Source organism: Paractinoplanes ferrugineus, from assembly GCF_016862195.1.
GTDB lineage: Bacteria > Actinomycetota > Actinomycetes > Mycobacteriales > Micromonosporaceae > Actinoplanes > Actinoplanes ferrugineus.
Genome location: NZ_BOMM01000014.1, coordinates 67,914 through 86,385 on the forward strand (window position 1 = coordinate 67,914; position 18,472 = coordinate 86,385).

Annotated in this window: 16 protein-coding genes and 1 riboswitch; of the genes, 9 read left to right on the top strand and 7 right to left on the bottom strand. The window is 68.1% G+C overall.

Going from position 1 to position 18,472, the window contains the following annotated elements:
- Nucleotides 1-29 precede the first annotated feature (29 nt).
- Nucleotides 30-1,265: a bifunctional glycosyltransferase family 2/GtrA family protein gene (locus tag Afe05nite_RS09910; protein ID WP_203816700.1), complete on the top strand. Its 1,236-nt coding sequence runs from the start codon at nucleotides 30-32 to the stop codon at nucleotides 1,263-1,265.
- Nucleotides 1,266-1,758: 493 nt separating this feature from the next.
- Here the strand turns inward: Afe05nite_RS09910 and Afe05nite_RS09915 are convergent, their stop codons facing one another.
- The 3 genes from Afe05nite_RS09915 to Afe05nite_RS09925 all read right to left on the bottom strand — a co-directional run bounded on the left by Afe05nite_RS09915 (nucleotide 1,759) and on the right by Afe05nite_RS09925 (nucleotide 3,941).
- Nucleotides 1,759-2,043 (bottom strand): DUF3040 domain-containing protein, encoded by a 285-nt coding sequence (locus Afe05nite_RS09915; protein ID WP_203816701.1) that lies wholly within the window; start codon nucleotides 2,041-2,043, stop codon nucleotides 1,759-1,761.
- Between the two features lie 160 nt (nucleotides 2,044-2,203).
- Entirely contained in the window at nucleotides 2,204-3,298 is a 1,095-nt protein-coding gene (locus Afe05nite_RS09920) for a DNA glycosylase AlkZ-like family protein (protein WP_203816702.1), read from the bottom strand.
- Nucleotides 3,299-3,335: 37 nt separating this feature from the next.
- Nucleotides 3,336-3,941: a GNAT family N-acetyltransferase gene (locus Afe05nite_RS09925; protein ID WP_239117688.1), complete on the bottom strand. Its 606-nt coding sequence runs from the start codon at nucleotides 3,939-3,941 to the stop codon at nucleotides 3,336-3,338.
- 136 nt (nucleotides 3,942-4,077) lie between these two features.
- Here Afe05nite_RS09925 and Afe05nite_RS09930 point away from each other — a divergent pair, with 136 nt between their 5' ends.
- Complete coding sequence (locus Afe05nite_RS09930; RefSeq protein WP_239117689.1) at nucleotides 4,078-4,713, top strand: TetR/AcrR family transcriptional regulator; 636 nt, start codon at nucleotides 4,078-4,080, stop codon at nucleotides 4,711-4,713.
- 3 nt (nucleotides 4,714-4,716) lie between these two features.
- On the opposite strand, the gene Afe05nite_RS09935 is transcribed toward Afe05nite_RS09930, so the two are convergent.
- Nucleotides 4,717-5,955, bottom strand: a complete 1,239-nt coding sequence (locus Afe05nite_RS09935) for a saccharopine dehydrogenase family protein (protein WP_203816704.1) — start codon at nucleotides 5,953-5,955, stop codon at nucleotides 4,717-4,719.
- Nucleotides 5,956-6,181: 226 nt separating this feature from the next.
- Nucleotides 6,182-6,339, top strand: a riboswitch (cyclic di-AMP (ydaO/yuaA leader).
- A 1-nt stretch (nucleotide 6,340) separates the two neighbouring features.
- On the opposite strand from Afe05nite_RS09935, the gene Afe05nite_RS09940 reads away from it, so the two are divergent.
- Together Afe05nite_RS09940 and Afe05nite_RS09945 are read left to right on the top strand one after the other, a co-directional pair.
- The gene (locus Afe05nite_RS09940; protein ID WP_203816705.1) at nucleotides 6,341-7,036 is read left to right on the top strand and encodes a LysM peptidoglycan-binding domain-containing protein; all 696 of its coding nucleotides are present in this window, start codon (nucleotides 6,341-6,343) and stop codon (nucleotides 7,034-7,036) included.
- A 106-nt stretch (nucleotides 7,037-7,142) separates the two neighbouring features.
- A complete protein-coding gene (locus Afe05nite_RS09945) occupies nucleotides 7,143-7,778 on the top strand; it encodes a cysteine hydrolase family protein (protein ID WP_203816706.1) in 636 nt (211 codons plus the stop codon).
- A 9-nt stretch (nucleotides 7,779-7,787) separates the two neighbouring features.
- On the opposite strand, the gene Afe05nite_RS09950 is transcribed toward Afe05nite_RS09945, so the two are convergent.
- On the bottom strand, nucleotides 7,788-8,153 hold the full coding sequence (locus tag Afe05nite_RS09950; RefSeq protein ID WP_203816707.1) for a YybH family protein: 366 nt from the start codon (nucleotides 8,151-8,153) through the stop codon (nucleotides 7,788-7,790).
- A gap of 70 nt (nucleotides 8,154-8,223) precedes the next feature.
- Here Afe05nite_RS09950 and Afe05nite_RS09955 point away from each other — a divergent pair, with 70 nt between their 5' ends.
- Both Afe05nite_RS09955 and Afe05nite_RS09960 read left to right on the top strand, forming a co-directional pair.
- Nucleotides 8,224-9,111 (top strand): LysR family transcriptional regulator, encoded by an 888-nt coding sequence (locus Afe05nite_RS09955; RefSeq protein ID WP_203816708.1) that lies wholly within the window; start codon nucleotides 8,224-8,226, stop codon nucleotides 9,109-9,111.
- Nucleotides 9,112-9,176: 65 nt separating this feature from the next.
- On the top strand, nucleotides 9,177-9,530 hold the full coding sequence (locus tag Afe05nite_RS09960) for a GatB/YqeY domain-containing protein (protein ID WP_203816709.1): 354 nt from the start codon (nucleotides 9,177-9,179) through the stop codon (nucleotides 9,528-9,530).
- Nucleotides 9,531-9,546: 16 nt separating this feature from the next.
- Here Afe05nite_RS09960 and Afe05nite_RS09965 read toward each other — a convergent pair whose 3' ends face one another.
- Entirely contained in the window at nucleotides 9,547-10,185 is a 639-nt protein-coding gene (locus Afe05nite_RS09965) for an SDR family oxidoreductase (RefSeq protein ID WP_203816710.1), read from the bottom strand.
- 1,096 nt (nucleotides 10,186-11,281) lie between these two features.
- Between Afe05nite_RS09965 and fsxC the strand changes: the two genes are divergently transcribed.
- From fsxC to fxsT, 3 genes are read left to right on the top strand one after another with little or no spacing between them, the layout of a single operon-like run.
- Nucleotides 11,282-12,148 (top strand): FxsC protein, encoded by an 867-nt coding sequence (fsxC, locus tag Afe05nite_RS09970; RefSeq protein ID WP_203816711.1) that lies wholly within the window; start codon nucleotides 11,282-11,284, stop codon nucleotides 12,146-12,148.
- Nucleotides 12,149-12,170: 22 nt separating this feature from the next.
- Nucleotides 12,171-12,926: a TIR-like protein FxsC gene (locus Afe05nite_RS09975; RefSeq protein WP_203816712.1), complete on the top strand. Its 756-nt coding sequence runs from the start codon at nucleotides 12,171-12,173 to the stop codon at nucleotides 12,924-12,926.
- Nucleotides 12,923-16,837: an FxSxx-COOH system tetratricopeptide repeat protein gene (gene fxsT, locus Afe05nite_RS09980; protein WP_203816713.1), complete on the top strand. Its 3,915-nt coding sequence runs from the start codon at nucleotides 12,923-12,925 to the stop codon at nucleotides 16,835-16,837. Before Afe05nite_RS09975 ends, fxsT begins: the two co-directional genes overlap by 4 nt.
- Here fxsT and Afe05nite_RS09985 read toward each other — a convergent pair.
- Nucleotides 16,834-18,471 (bottom strand): aKG-HExxH-type peptide beta-hydroxylase, encoded by a 1,638-nt coding sequence (locus Afe05nite_RS09985; RefSeq protein WP_203816714.1) that lies wholly within the window; start codon nucleotides 18,469-18,471, stop codon nucleotides 16,834-16,836. The two genes, fxsT and Afe05nite_RS09985, sit on opposite strands and share 4 nt — an antisense overlap.
- Between the last annotated feature and the right edge of the window lies 1 nt (nucleotide 18,472).

Sequence of the window (18,472 nt, forward strand, 5' to 3'; positions counted from 1 at the left end):
GCCTAGTTGCGTGGCCGACCGTGGACGACATGAGCCTTACGACGCTGCCATCGCACGCCGCCGACTCGACCCGGCTGGACGCTCCGGTGCTCGATGTGGTCGTTCCCGTCTACAACGAGGAGATCGACCTGGAGCCGTGCGTACGGCGTCTGCACGCGTACCTCTCGGCGCATTTCCCGTACCGCTTCCGGATCACCGTCGCCGACAACGCGAGCACCGACTCGACCGCCGAGGTGGCCCGCCGGCTCACCGGGGAACTGCCGGGCGTGACCGCGGTACACCTGCCGGAGAAGGGCCGGGGCCGCGCCCTCAAATACGTCTGGACCCACTCCGACGCGGCCGTCCTGGCCTACATGGACGTGGACCTGTCCACTGACCTCAGCGCCCTGCTCCCCCTGGTCGCCCCGCTCATCTCCGGGCACTCCGACCTGGCGATCGGCTCCCGGCTGGCGCGCGGTTCCCGGGTGGTGCGCGGCGTGAAGCGCGAGTTCATCTCCCGCAGCTACAACCTGATCCTGCGCGGCACCCTGTCCGCCCGGTTCTCCGACGCGCAGTGCGGTTTCAAGGCGATCCGCGCCGACGTCGCCGAGCGGCTGCTGCCGATGGTCGAGGACACCGGCTGGTTCTTCGACACCGAGATGCTGGTGCTCGCCGAACGGGCGGGCCTGCGCATCCACGAGGTGCCGGTCGACTGGGTCGACGACCCGGACAGCCGCGTCGACATCGTCTCGACGGCGGTCGCCGACCTCAAGGGCATCATCCGCCTGCTCCGCGCGTTCGGTTCCGGCCGACTGCCCCTCGGCACGCTGCGCGAACAGCTCGGCCGTAACCCGCTTCCGGTGGCCGGCGTCCCCGCCGGCCTGACCGGCCAGCTGATCCGCTTCGCTGCGGTCGGGGTGGCGAGCACGCTCGCCTACCTTCTGCTGTACGCGCTCCTCCGCACCGCCGTGAGCCCACAGTGGTCGAACCTGATCGCACTGCTGGTCACCGCCATCGCCAACACCGCGGTCAACCGCCGGGTCACCTTCGGCGTACGCGGCAACGACGGCGCCTGGCGTCACCAAGTGCAGGGCCTGCTCGTCTTCGCCATCGGCCTGGGCCTGACCAGCGGTTCCCTGGCCCTGCTGGACCGGCTGTCCACCAACCCGGCCAAGCCGCTGGAACTGGCCGTCCTGGTCCTCGCCAACCTGCTGGCCACCGCGGTCCGTTTCCTGATGCTCCGCATCTGGGTCTTCCGCGCTCGCCGAGTCACCAGCAAGAGCTGACCGCCGGTCCCCACCGCCACCGCCCGCAGCCGCAGCCGCCCGCCACCCGCCGCCGCAGCCCGCCCGCCGTCTCAGCCCGCCCCCAACCGCCGCAGCCCGCCCCCAACCGCCGCAGCCCGCCCGCCGTCGCAGCCCGCTCGCCACTACGGCCGCAGCCCGCCCGACGCCGCAGCCCACCCACCGTCTCAGCCCAACCCGCCGTCGCAGCCCGCTCGCCGCCGCAGCCCACCCGCCGCCATAGCCCACCCGCCGCCGTGCGCCACCCCGCAGGCTTGCCGTTCGGCTCAGGGGCCGCTCGGCTCAGGGGCCGTCCGAATTGCTTGCCGGTCGACTCGGGGCCGTTCAGCTCGCTTGCCGGTCGACTCGGGGCCGTTCAGCTCGCCTGCCGGTCGACTCGGGACCGTTCAGCTCGCCTGCCGTTCAGCTCGGGGGCTGGCTGGCTCGGGGGCTGGCTGGCTCGGGGGCCCGTGTTGGTGAAGCTGGGCGGCGGCGGTCAGCCCGTCGAGCGGCTTCGGCGCAGACGGCGGTAGATCAGTGCGGCGAAGACGGCGGTGCCGCACAGGGCGGACAGGATGGCGGCCGGCCACCAGCCCAGGACGCCCAGTGTGATCGCGGCCAGCCAGATCACGGCGGCGGCGAAGAGCAGGGAAAGCGAATGGCGTTTGCGCGGCACCGGAGTGATGTCGCCGCCCGACATGCGGGCACAGAACTCGGGATCGTCATGCCGCAACTGGCGTTCAAGCTCTGCCAGACGGCGGCTGTCTTCCCTGCTCAGCATGTCGCCACCTCCGGTCGGCCCCGGGCCTGCCCACGATCGACAAGCAACCGCCTCGATCGCTGCCATTGTTACTCGCGCGTTGCCTTTCGGATACCTCCCGGTGTGCCAGTCCCCGCCATACTTCCGATTTCCTCCCAAGACCGGCAACCCCTCGAGGAAGTCACTCGAAAGCGATGGTCGCCTCGGTCGCCCCGCGACCGCGCGCCACCTCGGCCGCTTCCTCCTCGATCTGTTTTCGGCGCGGCGCCGGAAGCGTGCCGAACCCGGTGACCGTCAAGTCGACCCGCCTGCGGCCCGCCATCTTGGCCCGCCAGACCCCCGCGACCTCGCCGTCCACCAGCAACACGCCCGGGTTGCCGAGCACCCGCCACACCTGTTTCTGCTGCTCCCGGTCGGGCACCATCAGGTCACGGTCGCGGGCCTGGAGCAGCGGATCCATCCCCGGGATCAGGCGCACACCTGACCGGGCCTCGGCCTTCGAGAGGGCCGTGATCTGCGACTCGGGCAGCCACCGCTTCTTACCGTCCACTGTGACCTCGGCCAGCCCGTCCGGCCACACCCGCTTCATCTCGGTGGCGCTGCCGCCCAGGTATTTCGCCACCTCAGCCGGCCCGGCCGGACCGAGGAACCGCAGATAGGTCGTGATCAGATCGCCGATGCCGTCGTTCTCGACGGGCTGCGAGGGCGCGTCCGGGATCGGCCCGAGCATCGCATCACGGCCGCGCGACTCGACCCGCACACCGCCGGCAAGCCCCGAGTGCTGCCAGACGTTGCCCGCGATGTGCCGAGCCCCGCAACCACGACAGTCAAAGGTCAGCGACTCGGGCACGCGCTTGCTGACCTCGGCACTGGCCTCACCCCGAGGCATCGAGCGGGTCACCACCTCACGAAACGCCGCGGCGGTGGCCGTGAGAGCGGCGACGCCGAGTTTCATGCCTTCCGGGATCTGCGCACTCTGGATGCGGCTGGTCGCGTCGAGGTCGCTGACCGGCCACAGCTGCTTGACCAGAGCAGCGAGGTCGTCGCGACGATGCAGATGCGGAGCCCCGCGGGCGGCCCACACCATGATCAGTCGATCGTCGTCGAGGCCGGCACTCGTGCGGGCGGCCAGCGCGACATGGTGCGACCCGGGCGTGTATTCCTGCACCCCGAGGTCGAGCACGTCCAGGTCGGCGGGCCGCTTCCGGCTCCGCGCCGCCAGCCCGAGGGCCGCCACCCGATAAGCCATTACCCGGGCCCGATCAATGCCGCCCATGACACCTCCCTGCGACGAGGCCGCGGCGTCCGACTTCCTAGCTGCGACGACCGTACCGCCGGGCGGCGACATTTTTCAGTCGTTCCAGGCGGGTCGCGGCCCGGTCACCGGACAGCTCCCAGGTGTCCAGACTGCTCGACCCGTACGGGCCGAACTGCAGGATCGGCGCCTCCCCGGTCAGCCGGTAGCCGCACCGGCGCGCCACGGCGGTGCTCGCGACGTTGGCCGGGTCGATCCGCAGGAGCAGGCGACCCAGTTTGAGGGTGCTCCGCGCGTACGTCGAAAGCAGTGAGAGCGACGCCGATGCCAGCCCGCGCCGGCGATGGCGGGCGCCCACCAGATAGCCGAGTTCGGCTTCTCTGTTGGCGGCGTCGACGCCGAAGAGCAGGACCTCGCCGAGCGGTCGGCCACCGTCCTCGGTGATCGCGAGTTGGATGCGCCGCCCGCTGATCCGGCCCTGGTGGGCGCGCTTCAGGTAGGCGAGGCCGGCCTCCGGGTCGAACGGTGACGTCATCGGCGTCCAGCGCGCGATGTCCGGATCGTCGAGCAGCGCGACCAGGTCGTCGAGATCCTCGGCCCGCCAGTCGCGCAGCACCAGGCCGTCTCCCGTCAACGTGAGCGGGTAGGGAAGACGGGTGGCCACAACTTGATCCTGCCCGTAAGGACCCGGCTCCGGCCAGTAACGATCGTTACGAAGCACGCGATTTTCGCTAACAGTGATCAACATGGACGGTGCGTAACAGGGTTGGATATGGGTGTCAGGGCCTAGGTTTTACGTTGTGGACGAGCGGACTGCGTTGGTGACGCGGCGGGGCGAGAATTACGGTGGGCGGTCCCGCGAGGAGCGGGCGACCGAGCGGCGTGAGCGCATCCTCACGTCGGCCTTGCACCTGTTCGGGACGCGCGACTACGACGATGTGACGGTCGCGGACGTCTGCGCCGCCGCCCGGGTCTCGAAGCGGTATTTCTACGAGCATTTCGAGGACCGGCCCGCCCTGGTGCGCGCCCTGCACCGCGAGCAGAACAGGTGGCTGCTCGAGGGAGTCGCAGCCGCCGCACCGGAGACCCGCGACTCGCTCGACGGAATGCTGCGGCCCGCCGTGCACCGGCTCCTCGAACTGCTGCGCGCCAACCCGGAACGAGCGCAGGTCATCTACATAAACGCCCCGCGCATGGAGACGCGACGACGGGGCGTGCTCCGCGAGGACGCCCAGTTTCTCGGCGACCTCTTGCGCCGGGTCAGTGGTCACCCCACCGACCAGCTCCGGTACGAGCGGATGCTGCTCGCCCTGGTGGCCGGTCTGAGCGAGGTCATCATCGACTGGCTGTCCCGGGACATGTCCGAGGAACCGGGACCCCTGGCCGACCACCTGACCGATTACTGCCTGGCCATCCTCGACCTGCTCGTCCCCTGACGCTCAGCACTTGCGCGCGGTTATCTCCATTCCCGCTGCCCGAAGTCGCGTGACGAGGGCGTCACCCATAGCCGTAGCCGGAGTGAGCACGCCTCCCTCGGTCGGCGGCAGCTTGTCTCGATCGTGCACGAGGGTGAGCGCGGACTCGCCGAGCATGACCGCCGTGGCCGCGTAGCCCGGGTCACCCTTGGCCCGGACCCGAGCCGTGTAGCGTTCGCCGGTCGTCGTCGTGGTGAACAGGTCGGTCGTGAAATGGCCGGAGTTACGAGCTCGTTCGTTCGGCCCCTCCCCCGGTTTCGGCAGCACCCGGTCGAGCACGAAGCGGGTCGGCGGCACCGACAACCCGACGATCAGCGCACCCAGGCCCAGCTTGGTCGCGAACGCGATCACCGGCGACAGCGGCGAAGCACCGACACTCATCGCCTCGCGGTAGCGGAACTGCCGCCCGTACGCCCAATTCCGCAATGCGTTGCTGCGCCGCACCACCCGGGTGTTGTAAGACGCCATCACGAATGGCGCGAGGCGCCCCCGCAGCTGCGGGTTGACGTCTTCGCCCCGCAGGATCGCGACGTCGTCCTGCCGGCCCAGGTCGGGCTCGGCGGCCCGGTCGGGGCTGAGTGAATAGGGGCTGGCGGCGAGCCGGCGCAGTTTACGGTCGGTCTTGACGGTGTCGAGCTGGTGCCGCATCGAGTCGATCGTGCCGCCGCTGAAGCCGCCCCGCATGCTGGTGACGACAAGCGTGGTGTCGGTGAGCTCGCCCGCGCCGTCGGCCTTGACCTGCCGGTCGAGCACGTGCACGCCGATGTCGGACGGAATCGAGTCGAAACCGCAGGAGTGCACGATCCGCGCCCCGGTCGAGCGGGCCACCTCATGGTTGGCGTCGATGCTCGCCCGGGCGAAGAGCACCTCGCCGGTCAGATCGACATAATCGGTGCCGGCCGCGGCGCACGCGCCCACGATCGTCCGGCCGAACTTCGCGTACGGCCCGACTGTAGTGATCACCACTCGCGTCGAGGACGCCAGTTTCTCCAGCGCCGGCACGTCGGTGGCATCGGCCACTAACACCGGCCAGTCGACACCAAGCCGTCGCTTGACGTCTGTGAGCTTCGTCTCCGAGCGGCCCGCCAGGGCAACCCGGGTGCCAGCCGGTGCGTGCTCGGCAAGGTACTTCGCCACCAGCACTCCGACGAAGCCGGAGGCGCCGTAGACAACGATGTCGTGCTCGCGGACGTGATCACTCATGGTTGCCGATTCTCCATCAGGTTTCTGTTCACGCAACGGCAAGTTACCGATAGGTAATCGTAAATCCTCGCGAATCAGTCATTCTCTCCCTAAAGCAAGATCGAATAGGCCAAACACTGAGAAGAACGTCACCATTCAAGGGCGAGACTTGGTCGATGCGGTTGCTGCGTGGTTACCGTCGGCCGGTCCCACGAACGTGGGCACCGTGGGCGGAACGCCGAGTTCCTGCCGCCGTCCACCGGATCTCAAACCCGTGGCAGGGAGCGGGGGACCCAACGTTCCTCGGCGCGCGAACTGCGCGCCTCGGGGTGAAGCCGCCAGGAGCGGCCGGGCACCTCAGCCCGAACCCGACAGCTGACCTCGTAGGCGTGGAGGTTTCTCTGTCATGGCACAGATCCACAAGCATGCCCGCATTTCCGGGGCCCGCAAGCACGCCCGCCTGGCCCTCGGCCTCACCGCCGCCGGTGTCGCGGGCGCAGCAGCCCTGTTCGGCCCGGCGTCGCCGGCGCAGGCGTCGAGTGTGAACTGGGACGCAGTCGCGCAGTGCGAGTCGGGCGGCAACTGGGGCATCAACACCGGCAACGGCTATTACGGTGGCCTGCAGTTCAGCCGGAGCACCTGGAAGGCTTACGGCGGCACCAAGTACGCCAGCACCGCCAACAAGGCGAGCAAGTCCGAGCAGATCCGGATCGCCGAGAAGGTGCTCTCCGGTCAGGGCATCGGCGCGTGGCCGGTGTGCGGCAAGAAGGCCGGCTCGTCGAAGCAGTACAAGAGCTCGAACACCGAAGGCGCCAAGTCGTCCTCGAAGGCCAAGTCGTCCTCGAAGTCGGCCACCCACAAGGCGACGAAGAAGGCCACCAAGTCGACCAAGAAGGCGTCGACCCACACCAAGCCGAAGGTCACCCGCTCGGCGACCGTGAAGGCCATCGGCAAGCAGTACGTCGTCCGCTCCGGCGACACGCTCGCGGCCATCGCCACCAAGAACCACATCACCGGCGGCTGGCACACCCTCTACCAGCTGAACCGCGGCACTCTGAGCAACCCCAACCTGATCTTCCCCGGTCAGCGCATCACGCTCTGATTCAGAGCTGACGGCCCGGTCGTCCGTCCCCCATGGCGGCCGGGCCACACCCCACTCACCCATTGCGGCCACCGCGACCACCGCGGATCTGTGCCAGGGTGGGGTGATGGCTGTCGACCCGCATCTCGAACCGCACTGGGACAGCGCGGCGTTGATCACCATCGACATGCAGCGTGACTTCCTCTCCGACGGGGCATTCGGGTTTGCGGGCACCACCGAGATCCTGCCCAACCTCGGAAAGCTCACCAAGGCGTTCCGTGCGGCCGGGCGGCCGATCGTCCACATAGTTCGGCTGTATCCGGCCGACGGCGAAGACGTCGACCGTGTGCGTCGGACGATCGTGCGGAGCGGCGCCGAATTCGCGCAGCCCGGCAAACCTGGCCGCCTGCTCGCTGAGGGACTCGCCCCCGCCCATGAGCTCGACGACCAACTGCTCCTGAGTGGCGAGCCTCAATTGCTGGGGCCGCTCGAATATGCGTTGTACAAGCCGCGCTGGGGTGCCTTCTATCGCACCCTCCTCGACGAACTGCTTATCCGGCACGGCGTCGACACCCTCGTCTTCGCCGGCTGCAATCTGCCGAACTGCCCACGCGCCAGCATGATCGAAGCCCACGAACGCGATTACCGAGTCGTGCTCGTCACCGACGCCATCTCGCAGGCCAGCGAGCAAGGCTTTCGAGAGATTGCCGACTTGGGCACGGCGCTGTGCAGCACCGCCGAGGTTGTCAGCCCTGCGCCCTGAAGACGGCCGTCAGCCGGCTGGCTTCTGGAATTCCGGCTGGTCCAGCACTCGCAGCCAGGAACCGTCGGGCTGGCGGCGCACGACCTGGGCACGGGCACCCGAGCCGTCCTTCGGCGGAGTGGATGTCAGCGCCAGGTCACCGCTGATCAGCGTGGGTAACGGCTCTTCCGGCGCGAACGCCGGCATGTGCGGCAACGCCTCCTCCCACAGCTTCTGGATCGCAGCCCGGCCTACCGTCTGCCGACCGGGCGGATAGGCCATCACGGCGTCTTCCTCGTAGAGCTGGGCGAGGCCTTCGGCATCCTTGGCGTTGGCACGCTCGACGAACAGGCGGGTGAGATCTTCCGGCTTGAGGGCTTTCTCGTTGTCGGTCATGCCTCCACCCTGCTCGGGGGGCGTACAGAAGTCCAACGCATGGTTTTCATGGGAACTAGAATTTCTGGTTATGGAACTCCGGCAGCTCGAATACTTCCTGGCCGTCGCCGAGGAGGCCAACTTCACCCGCGCCGCCGAGCGGGTGCACATCAGCCAGTCGGGCGTTAGTGCGCAGGTCAAGGCCCTGGAAACGGAACTCGGGGCAGAGCTGCTCGACCGGTCCGGCCGGATCGCCCGGCTCACCGCGGCCGGCGCGGCTGCCCTGCCGTACGCCCGGGTGGCGCTCGACGCCGCGGCCGACCTGCGGGAGGCGATCGACGAGATCAACGGGCTCGTCCGCGGCCGGCTGACGGTCGGCATGGTCACCGGTTGCGAGATCACCCCGCTCTTCGCCGCGCTGGCCGCCTTCCACCGCGAGCATCCGGCGCTCGATCTCGAACTCGTCGAGGGCAACTCCGCCGACCTGATCGCTTCAGTGATCGCCGGAACCGCCGACCTCGCGCTGGTCGGCGTGGCCGGCGCTGTTCCCCCGCACCTGGGCGCCCTGGTGGTCGCCGACGAGGGACTGATCGCCCTGGTCCCGCCCGACTCGCCAGTGGTGGGGCCGGCGGGCTTACCCCTGACCGAGTTGGTGTCCTATCCTCTGGTCACGTTGCCCGAGGGGACCGGCATCCGCTCCTCATTCGATGAGGCGTGTGTGACCGCGGGCTTGATTCCTGATGTCGTGCTGGTCGCGTCGGCACCCGGCGCTGTCGCGGAGCTGGCGTCGCGCGGCATGGGAGTCGCTGTGCTGAGCGAGTCGATGGCATCGGTGCACCCTGGTCTGGTGTCCGTGCCGATCACCGGAGTTGACGTTCCGGCACTGCTCGCTCTCGTGTGGCGGCCGCGCTCTAGCCCGGCGCTTGACGCGCTGCTACCACATTGCCGACGGGAGTTCGGCGACACGACAACTCCATAGCGACGTTGGGAACAGTCAGCGAAAACCGATGCCGTGGAGGCTGCGTGGTCGCTACCGTCGCGAGCATGACAGACAGCTCGCTGCGGCACCGGCTCCGGACGGCGCTGCCGGCCGCGATGAAGGCCCGCGACCAGACCGCCACGTCGGCGCTCCGCGCCACCCTGGCGGCGATCGACAATGCCGAGGCAGTGGAGCCCGCGGGGAGCGCGCCGGGAGGCCTCGCGATCGAGCAGGTGGCGATCGGGGTGGGCGCTACCGAGGTGGCCCGCCGGACGCTCACCGAGCACGAGGTCGAGCAGATCGTGCGGGACGAGGTGACGGAACGGGAGACCGCCGCCGAGCAGTACGACGAGGCCGGATACCCGGACCGCGCCGAGAAGTTGCGCGGTGAGGCCCGGGTACTGACCGCCCACCTGTAGGTGCCGACCCGAGTGCCTAGAGGTTCAGCGCGTCCACGATCGGGGTGTCGCCGGTGAACAGCTCGAAGGTGACGCCGATCGTGGCCGGCGTGCCGAGGCAGGCGGCCAGGACGGCGGCGACGTCGTCACGCGGGACGGGGCCGCGGTTGCCCAGCTCCCGAGTGACTGTCACCAGGCCGGTGCCGGGGTCGTCGGTGAGGCTGCCGGGTCGGACGATCGTGTAGTCCAGCCCGCTGGCCACCACGTACGCGTCGGCTTCGGCCTTGGCCTCGAGATAGGGCTGCATGTTCGGGCCGCCGCTCGACGGATCCTGGGCGCCGATCGAGGAGACCATGACGTAGCGGCTCACCCGCTCCGCCATGGCCGCGTCGGCGAGCTTCATCGCGCCGCCGAGGTCGACCGTCCGCTTGCGGGCGGTGCCGCTGCCCGGGCCGGCCCCGGCAGCGAAGACCACGGCGTCGGCGCCCTTGACGTAGGGGGCGAGGGACGGCTCGTTCTCCAGGTCGCCGAGCACCGGCACAGCTCCGACGGCCGTCAGGGCCTCGGCCTGCTCGGGCTTGCGGATGAGGCCACGCGCGGTGTGCCCGTCGGCGGCGAGCAGCTTCAACAGGCGGAGGGCGACCTGGCCGTGGCCGCCGGCTACGAGGATGTCCATGACTCAGTCATACCCCGCTGAACTAGAGGCGATCACCGATTGCGCGGATCGGGACGGCTGCCTGCGTCCGGGACGCTCTGGTGCTCGACGACCTCACGCACGTGGCGGATGCCGCGCTGACCGCGGCGGCGGCGGGACGGTCACTCCGGTCGGCCCTCGCCGGCTACTTCCACGACGCCGTCGACTGCTCACCGGCGGCCGAACACGTCGCTCGGTCCGGAATTGACTTCGGCTCTGACAAGCTGGGCAGACCCGCGACCACCGAGCGGCTTCTGTCCACAGTAGAGGCTGACGATCGCCGATCGAGGCAGGAATGTCGGGCCTACCCCCAACGGCGCAGTCCCCCACCGGCGGGCCCTACATAGGAAGGTCTATTCCATGAGCACGTGCTTACACCGGCCCGACAGTGCCGGTCCGAGCTCGATCGAGGAACCGAAAAGGTGTCGCATTTCGGCAGGTCAGTTGTTTGCGGACGGACACGCCGAGCCATGCAGCACCTTTTCGTCAAGCAGGACTTGCACGGCCGGAGGACACTGTAAAACGACTCGGTTTCGGGATTGTCCCGGTGCGGTGCCAGCCATTACCCTCGTCGGGGTCCGTCGGTCAGTGCGTGCCAGCCGGGGGGTAGCCGAGAATCGGCAACCGCGCCGGCGCATCCCCACACGCCGCGCTTGTCGACCTGGTGACCGGCGAAAGAGGCTTCCATGTCCAAACCTGGCAACGGCTCGTCTTTCGCGCTGTGTGCCGTTGTCGCTACGCTAGGGCAGTCCAGGCGTCGTCAACGAGCCGGGGGTCTGTAGTGCCGAATTTCTTTCTGAGTTCGGCGGCCGGCGACGACGATCCGTACGTTCGGCAGTTTTTTGATGATCTTCGAAGCCGAGTCTCGGCCGCCAGTTCCGATCATGGTGCGGATCTGTCTTTTCTCGGCACCGTCGGAAATAGGGATACGACCCTGCCGTCCGACATGCTGTTGCGGCTGGCCTCGTGCGATGTCTTCGTGGCACTGATATCACCTCGGTTTTTTCGCAATGCGAGTTGCGGCCGACAATGGGAGATCTTCGCCAGACGGTTCGCGCCCGGCGACGACCGGTCCGCGATGCTCCCGGTCGCTTGGGCCGTCGACGCCACGGCCCCGCGGTTCGCGGCGGTCCCGGAGCTCGTGGGCACGCCGCTGACCGCGCCGTCGGCCGGCGGCCCCCGCGGGTTGCGGCAGTTGATCCGGTTGCGGGGCCTCCGCTCGGTATACGAGTCCTTCCTCGACGATCTGGCCCATCGGATCGTCGCCATCGGCGAGTCCACTCCCGCGCCGGCCGCCGAACCGGTGACGGATTTCGCGTCCGTGCCCGACGCGTTCTCGGCGTCCAGCAGCGATCCCCGCGTGCACATCATCATCGCTGCGGCATCGCGAGAAGAGATGGACAAAGTCCGCAAGAACCTGGCCTACTACGGAGCCGAGGCCCGGGATTGGGCGCCCTACCTTCCGGACGATCCCGAGTCGCTGGCGACCCGCGCTCGCCTGCTCGCCGCCGACCAGGCGTTGCGGGGCGAAGTGGCCGCCCTCGACGACGTCCTCGACCGCATCGAGCATGCCCGCGCCTCGCACGAGATCGTGGTCATCCTGTGTGACTGGTGGCTGACCCAGCTCGATGCCTATCAGCACATTCTCGCCGAGATCGATCGTCGCGGGCTCGGTGAGGCCGTCGTGATGGTCCCGGCCAGCCGCACCGATCGCGAGTCGATGGAGAACGTCGCGGAACTCCGGTTCGGACTCCGGAGCACCTTCAAGCAGAGCTGGAAGCAGTCGCAGACTCTCCTGCACCGGGACATCGCCACGGCGGACGCGTTCGACGCCGATCTCGCGGGGGTCCTGGAGGAGGCGCGTAACCGACTTTTCCGTACCGACAGCACCAGGCCGGCCACGGATGAGCCGATCGTCGAGCGGCCCATCCTTCGTGGTCCGTGATGGCGCCGGGAAAGTACACTGAGTGATCGACTACTTACGATCAATCGTCCTTGGGAGAAGGCACGTGGGATCGTCAGTCACGCCTCCCCTGTTTTTCATCAGCTACGCCCACGACCCTTTCGGCGACGACGACCAGCATGTCGATCGCTTCTATCGCGATCTGAACCATGACGTGCTGATGTTCGCCGGTAGCCGGGACGAGACCGCCGGCTTCTGCGACGCGTCGCTCCGGCTGGGTCAACGGTGGTCCCGGACGCTGGTCGACAACCTGAGCACGGCTCAGGTATTCATTCCGATCCTCAGTCCGAAGTATTTCCAGAGCGAGGCGTGCGGCAAAGAGTGGTCGGTCTTCGCCTCCCGGCTGGACGAGGACGCACGACCGGAATCGCAGGACTCGTCGATCATTCCGCTGCTGTGGATTCCGATGACGGTGCCGGCGATCGCGCAGCCCTATCAGTTCAAGGAAACGTCCTTCGGAGCCAAGTACGAAGAGGTCAAGCTGCGTGCGCTGATTCGTGAGGGCAGGCACGGCGACGACTACAAGTCTTTCGTGCAGAAGCTCGCTCAGCGCGTGTTCCAGCACGCCACGGCAGTGCCGGTGGCCGCGACAGCGGCTCGACCGGGCTTCGACGAGATCCTCTCCGCCTTCACCTCCATGCCCGCACCCCGGCCTTCGGCCGGCAATGGTGCGGCAAAGGTTCGCCACTCGAACCGACGGTCGTCGTCCCTCGTCGACCGGCCCATCCTCAACGCCAATCTCCCTGAGGACCCTCGATGAGTGTCAGCGCCGACAGCGGCCCCGCCGGCCGGATCATCACCTTTTATTCGTACAAGGGCGGCACCGGTCGCACGATGGCACTTGCCAACGTCGCGTGGTTGCTGGCGACGAACGGCTACAAGGTGCTGGCCATCGACTGGGACCTCGAGTCGCCCGGTCTGCACCGCTACTTCCACCCGTTCCTGCGGGACAAGAGCCTGCGCAGCTCCGAGGGCATCCTCGACCTCATCCGCAAGCACTCCGAGGTGAACCTGCGGCTGGAAGACACGCCGGACGCCTCCGAGGCGTCGGTCCAGATCCACGAGTACGCCGCCTCGCTGGAATGGGACTTCCCACGCGGCGGTCTGCTCGACTTCGTGCCGGCCGGGCGGCAGGACCTGGGCTACGCGGAAGCGGTCAGCACGTTCGACTGGGACTCGTTCTGGCGGGTGCGTCAGGGTCGTCAACTCCTGGACGCACTGCGTGAAGACATGGCGCGCCACTACGACTACGTGCTCATCGACAGCCGCACCGGCACGAGCGACACCGGCGGCATCTGCACGGTTTATCTGCCGGACACCGTGGTCAACTGCTTCACGCTGAACACGCAGAGCGTGAACGGAGCCGCGGCTGTCACGGCGACGATCCGCAAGCTGGCGTCGGACATAACGGTGCTGCCGGTGCCGACCCGCATCGAGGACGGCGAGAAAGCGAAACTCGAACGCGGTCGGGTGTTCTCCCGGCGCAGCTTCGAGCCGTACCTCGATTTCCTGGGCGACCAGACCGCCGACGAGTACTGGAACAGCGTGGAGGTCCCGTACCTGCCGTACTACGCGTACGAGGAGATTCTGGCGGTCTTCGGCGACACCACCCAGCAGAACGGCCGGCTGCTCACCCCGTACGTCAATCTGGCTTCTCGCATTGCCGGCACGGAGTGCCCGGCGGCGGTCGTGCCGGAGATCGACCGCAAGCGGGTGTTGCGCTCCTTCGAGCAGTCCGTGCCGCAGGAGAAGCGGACGATCATGGTGGCCTACGCCCCGCTGGACCGCATCTGGGCGGAATGGCTGCGCGACCGTCTGCGCGGCTCCGCCCATCGGGTGATCCTGCAGAGCGTTCGCGAGTCCGTGCCGGACCTCGACACCATCGACCACCTCCTGGTGATCTACTCCCGAGATCTCGTCGCCCGCGAAGGTGGCCTGCGACTGCTGCGGACCGCCCGCGACCGGATCGCGCAGGGTCAGGAGAACCTCGTCGCGGTCCTGCGAGTCGACGCGACGCCCCGCGAGAGCCGAGTGCCGTCGCGCGTGCTGGTCGATGTGATGGGCGCCAGCGAGGACCGAGTTCTCGAGTCGGTCTCGACCACGCTGACCCTCGACACCGTCAGCCTGCCGAGCGGCCGGCCGGAACCGGGTGACGTGCGTTATCCGGCCGACCTTCCACCGCTCTTCCAGGTCGGCCTGACCCGCAATCCGCGCTTCTCCGGCCGCGGCGGAGTCATCGAGAGCATCCGCAACCGCCTGCTCAGCAGCGAGGCGAGCGGCGCTCGGCTGGCCCTGACCGGCCTGCCCGGGGTGGGTAAGACCCAGACCGCGCTCGAGTACGTCTACCGGTTCGCCGCCAGCTATGACGGCGTCTGGTGGATCTCCGCGGCCCAGCCCAGCCGGGTACGGATCGCCCTCGCCGAGATCGCCACCAAGCTGTCCCTGCCCGGCGGGACCGTCGAGGAGCAGATCGCCGCGGTTCTGGAAGCCTTCCGGCGCGCCGTCCCGGTCCGCCGGTGGCTGGTCGTCCTCGACAACACCGACGCACCCGCGGATCTCGAGGGCCTCATCCCGTCCGGTCCGGGCCACGTGCTGGTGACCTCCCGGAACCCGCAGTGGGCCAACGAGCTGGACTCCATCGATGTGGGAGTCTTCAAGCGAGGCGAGAGCGTCGAGTTGCTCAGCCGGCGCGTTCCGAACCTCAGCACCGCCGACGCGGATCAGCTCGCCGGCCGTCTCGGCGATCTCCCGCTGGCCCTGGAACAGGCCGGCGGCTGGCTCGGCAGCACGGCGATGGCGGTCCCGGACTATCTCGATCTGCTCGACCGCAGCACCGCCGAGGCGATGAGCGAGAGTGCTCCGGCGATCTACAACCAGACCGTCGCCTCCACCGTCGGGGTGGCCTACGAGCGGCTGACGCACACCAGCCCGGCAGCCACCCGTCTGATTGAACTTCTTGCATTCATGGCGCCCGAAGTAATCCCTTATCGCATGATTAGTAACAAACAGCTAACCACTTTGTTGGCCCCGATTGACCAGCGCATGTACGACCCGGCACGACACGGGTCGCTCATCCAGGACATCGGGCGGCTCGGGCTTGCCCGGGTCGATGCAGGCACGAACGAAGGGAAACCGGCACCGGGCAGGCGTGGCATCGTTGTTCACCGGCTGACGCAGGATATCGTCCGGTCTCGGCTCGCACCGGCGGAGCAGTCTGTCCGAAAACAGGAGATCCAGAGCGTGCTGGCAGAAGCGGAACGGGGAAACCCGGACAACCTCGAGAACCGGGAGGCCTACGAGGCTATCCGCCCGCACCTCGAGCCCAGCGGAGCGCTCACCTCCGACCGCCCGGAGACCCGCCAGCTCATCATCGACATGACGCGCTACCTCTTCATGCGCGGGGATTACGAGGGCTGCCGGGAGTTGGCCGAGGCCACCCTGAAGGAGTGGCTCCCCCGTTTCGGCGCCGACGACGTGTGGGCGCTGCGGCTCAAGCGCACCTTGGCCCTGGTTCTGCGCGAGCAGGGTCACGAGGCTGAGGCATACGAGATGAACGCCGACAGCCTCGAACGACTGCGCCGCACCCTGGACGACGATGACCCCTACACCCTCTCGACGGCCAGCATCTTCGGTGCGGACCTTCGCGCCCGCGGCGAATACGAGAAGGCGGTCAGCCTCGACGAGCGGACCCTCCGAGGCTTCCGTGAGGTGTACGGCGACGATCACCCCGAGACGTTGAACGCGGCCAGTAACCTCGGAGTCTCCCTGCGCTTCGTCGGTGATTTCGACGAGGCCGCCAGCCGAGACCGCGACACGCTCCGCCGTCGCCGGGAGGTGCTCGGCCCTAGATCCTTCTTCACCCTCGGCTCGAATGAGAATCTCGGTACCGATCTGATCGAGCTGGGCGAACTCGTTCCCGCCCGCAACCTTCTCGAAGAGGCGTACGAGACCTACCGGGCGGATTACGGGGAGGACCATCCTCGTACCCTGCGCGCCGCCGTGACCTACTCGGTCGCCCTGCGTCGTCTGAACGAGGTATCGAAGGCGGCGGCGGTCATCGACGACACCGTCGGACGCGACGGCACGGTTCTCGGACGCCACCATCGGGTTACCCTCACCGGCCGACTGGAGCAGGCGGACGTGCGCTGGGCGGAGGGACGGATCAGGGAAGCAAGGGAGATCGGCGAGGACGTCTACGACGATTTCCGCAAGACGCGAGGCGAGCAGCATCCTGACACCATCGCCGCCGGAAATGACCTTGCCATCTTCCGGCGTTTGTCCGGCGACGTGCACGGCGCGCTCGCACTGGCGGAACAGACATTCGGTCTCCTCGACAACCTGTTCCGGCCGGGCCACCCCTACACCCTCGCGGCGATGATCTCGTTGGCCAACGCCCACTTCGCGGACGGCTCGCTCCGTCAGGTCCAGGAGACCGACACCGGCGTACTACAACGCGCCCGCAGGGTCTTCAAGGATTCCCACCCGACCGTTCTCATCGCCACGGTCAACTGGGCCATCAGTCACCGCGAGATCGACCAGAGCGCCGCCAGCCGCCGGCGGGACGAAGCGCTCATGATGCTCGAGGACAAACTGGGCGCACATCATCAACGGACGGCCGCCGCCCGCGACTGGCAGCGCATCGATCAGGACATCGCGCCATTCAGCATCTAGCGCGACCCTAACCACGTGTGGAGGGCTACCAGATCGGGTCGTTGCCCCTGGGCCTCGAGCTGTTCGAAGACGGCCCTCAACACGTCCGGCCTCCGATATGCGATCGCGGCCTGACCCTCCCGCGAATACAGGGCAACGGCGGCCGCAGTCCATTCGCGGTCGCTACCGGGTGAGGGTAGGAGACTTAGGGCATATGCCGGCTCGCCGTTGAGGATTGCTCGTTCGGCCTCGGACGTGCCGTCGCGGTTGACGGCACCCCGGCCGTCAAGGAGCCCAGCCGGCTCGCTCGAAATCGAGCTCTCGGCAACGGCGGGCGCCGCCCAGGAGTTAGCAGGCAGCTTCGAGGGCCAGGTCGCGACGATGGTGGCGATGTCGTCCGATGCCGGACGGTAATGAGTGAGCCTCCACGCCACGTGCAGCGCAGCAGAATGAAGCTGGGCCACCGGCGGCGTCGGGTCTTCGCTGCGCCATGAGGCGAGCGTCGCGTCCAGCCCACGGAAGAACTGGACGCCTACCGGAGTCAGCTCGCCTGATCCAAGCAGCTGGTCCAGCGCGTAGCTCACGTGCTCACGCCAGGAGTAGTAGCGAAAGGAAGACCGGCGGGCCCGCCAGAAGCCGGCGACCCCGGCAAACGCGTAGACGCCCTGCACCAGAGCTTTCGCTGGCCGGGCGTCCGGACGCCAGGGTGCGTGATATCGGCGATCGTCGCTGTCGGAACAGAGGTCGACGAGGTCGAGCAGAGCCCCAAGCTTTTCGTGCTGGAATTCGTGGACCAGCAGTTCCGCCATCACCTCCGGATCTCCAGGCACCGATATTCCGATCGCCCCGAAGCAACCGCGGACCGACGCGCTGACCTGGGCAGCGTCCGCCGGCGTACGCAACGGGACCAGCGCCCGGAGGGCGGTCCGCATGGCCCGCACGTGCTCCGGTTGGTCGTCGTCGAGGATCTGCCACGCGTCCCGCACCAGGCGATCAAATGAGGCCCGGTCAGCCGAGGAAAAAGCGTCCCGCGGAGGCTCGGGGAAGCGCGCTCGGAGTGGGTCGGTGTCGACGATCTCCAGCGTGTGGTTGGACAGCCGGACAAGGTGGGCAGGACGCCAACCGCAGCGCGGCTCGTCGGCGGGAATCGAAAGCTCAAGAGTCTGCCCGACCATCACGATGGCTCCGTCGAACTGAACACGGACCTGAGCCGGGCCGACACCGATCGCCGTACCGATTCGGGGAAGTACAAGATCGCGACCAGAACAGGTGAGCACGATCTCGAACGGGATGCCCGCAGCGATGGCGGTGGCGGCGGCCAGAGATCCCAGCTGTTCCGCGACCTGGAGGGCGGCCTGCTGGTCGCGGGACGCCACCGCGGGCAACGCCGCCAACAGGGGAGCTAAACAGGCACCAAGGAATGGATATCGCAGCAGGTCGAGCCCGGCCTGGGGCGATGTCTGGTCGATCTGGATCACAAGCGAGAGCGCATCCTGGAGTGCGGGCGGCAAGGCGTCCCAGTTCTCGGCGATTGCGAGCAGGCGTAGACGTCGGCCTGAAAGTTGAGCCTCGGCCAGGAGGTCGATGGCGTCCGGGGAACCGCCGCCCTCGGCCAGACTGCGGAACTGATGGTCGGTAAGGGCGTACTCCCGCAAC

Bases quoted from the DNA above. Each gene is read 5' to 3' on its own strand.
- Afe05nite_RS09935 (WP_203816704.1), bottom strand. From the start codon at position 5,955: ATGAGTGATCACGTCCGCGAGCACGACATCGTTGTCTACGGCGCCTCC.
- fsxC (WP_203816711.1), top strand. From the start codon at position 11,282: ATGCTCCCGGTCGCTTGGGCCGTCGACGCCACGGCCCCGCGGTTCGCG.
- Afe05nite_RS09965 (WP_203816710.1), bottom strand. From the start codon at position 10,185: ATGGACATCCTCGTAGCCGGCGGCCACGGCCAGGTCGCCCTCCGCCTG.
- Afe05nite_RS09960 (WP_203816709.1), top strand. From the start codon at position 9,177: ATGACAGACAGCTCGCTGCGGCACCGGCTCCGGACGGCGCTGCCGGCC.
- Afe05nite_RS09920 (WP_203816702.1), bottom strand. From the start codon at position 3,298: ATGGGCGGCATTGATCGGGCCCGGGTAATGGCTTATCGGGTGGCGGCC.
- Afe05nite_RS09940 (WP_203816705.1), top strand. From the start codon at position 6,341: ATGGCACAGATCCACAAGCATGCCCGCATTTCCGGGGCCCGCAAGCAC.
- fxsT (WP_203816713.1), top strand. From the start codon at position 12,923: ATGAGTGTCAGCGCCGACAGCGGCCCCGCCGGCCGGATCATCACCTTT.
- Afe05nite_RS09950 (WP_203816707.1), bottom strand. From the start codon at position 8,153: ATGACCGACAACGAGAAAGCCCTCAAGCCGGAAGATCTCACCCGCCTG.
- Afe05nite_RS09945 (WP_203816706.1), top strand. From the start codon at position 7,143: ATGGCTGTCGACCCGCATCTCGAACCGCACTGGGACAGCGCGGCGTTG.
- Afe05nite_RS09915 (WP_203816701.1), bottom strand. From the start codon at position 2,043: ATGCTGAGCAGGGAAGACAGCCGCCGTCTGGCAGAGCTTGAACGCCAG.
- Afe05nite_RS09910 (WP_203816700.1), top strand. From the start codon at position 30: ATGAGCCTTACGACGCTGCCATCGCACGCCGCCGACTCGACCCGGCTG.
- Afe05nite_RS09955 (WP_203816708.1), top strand. From the start codon at position 8,224: ATGGAACTCCGGCAGCTCGAATACTTCCTGGCCGTCGCCGAGGAGGCC.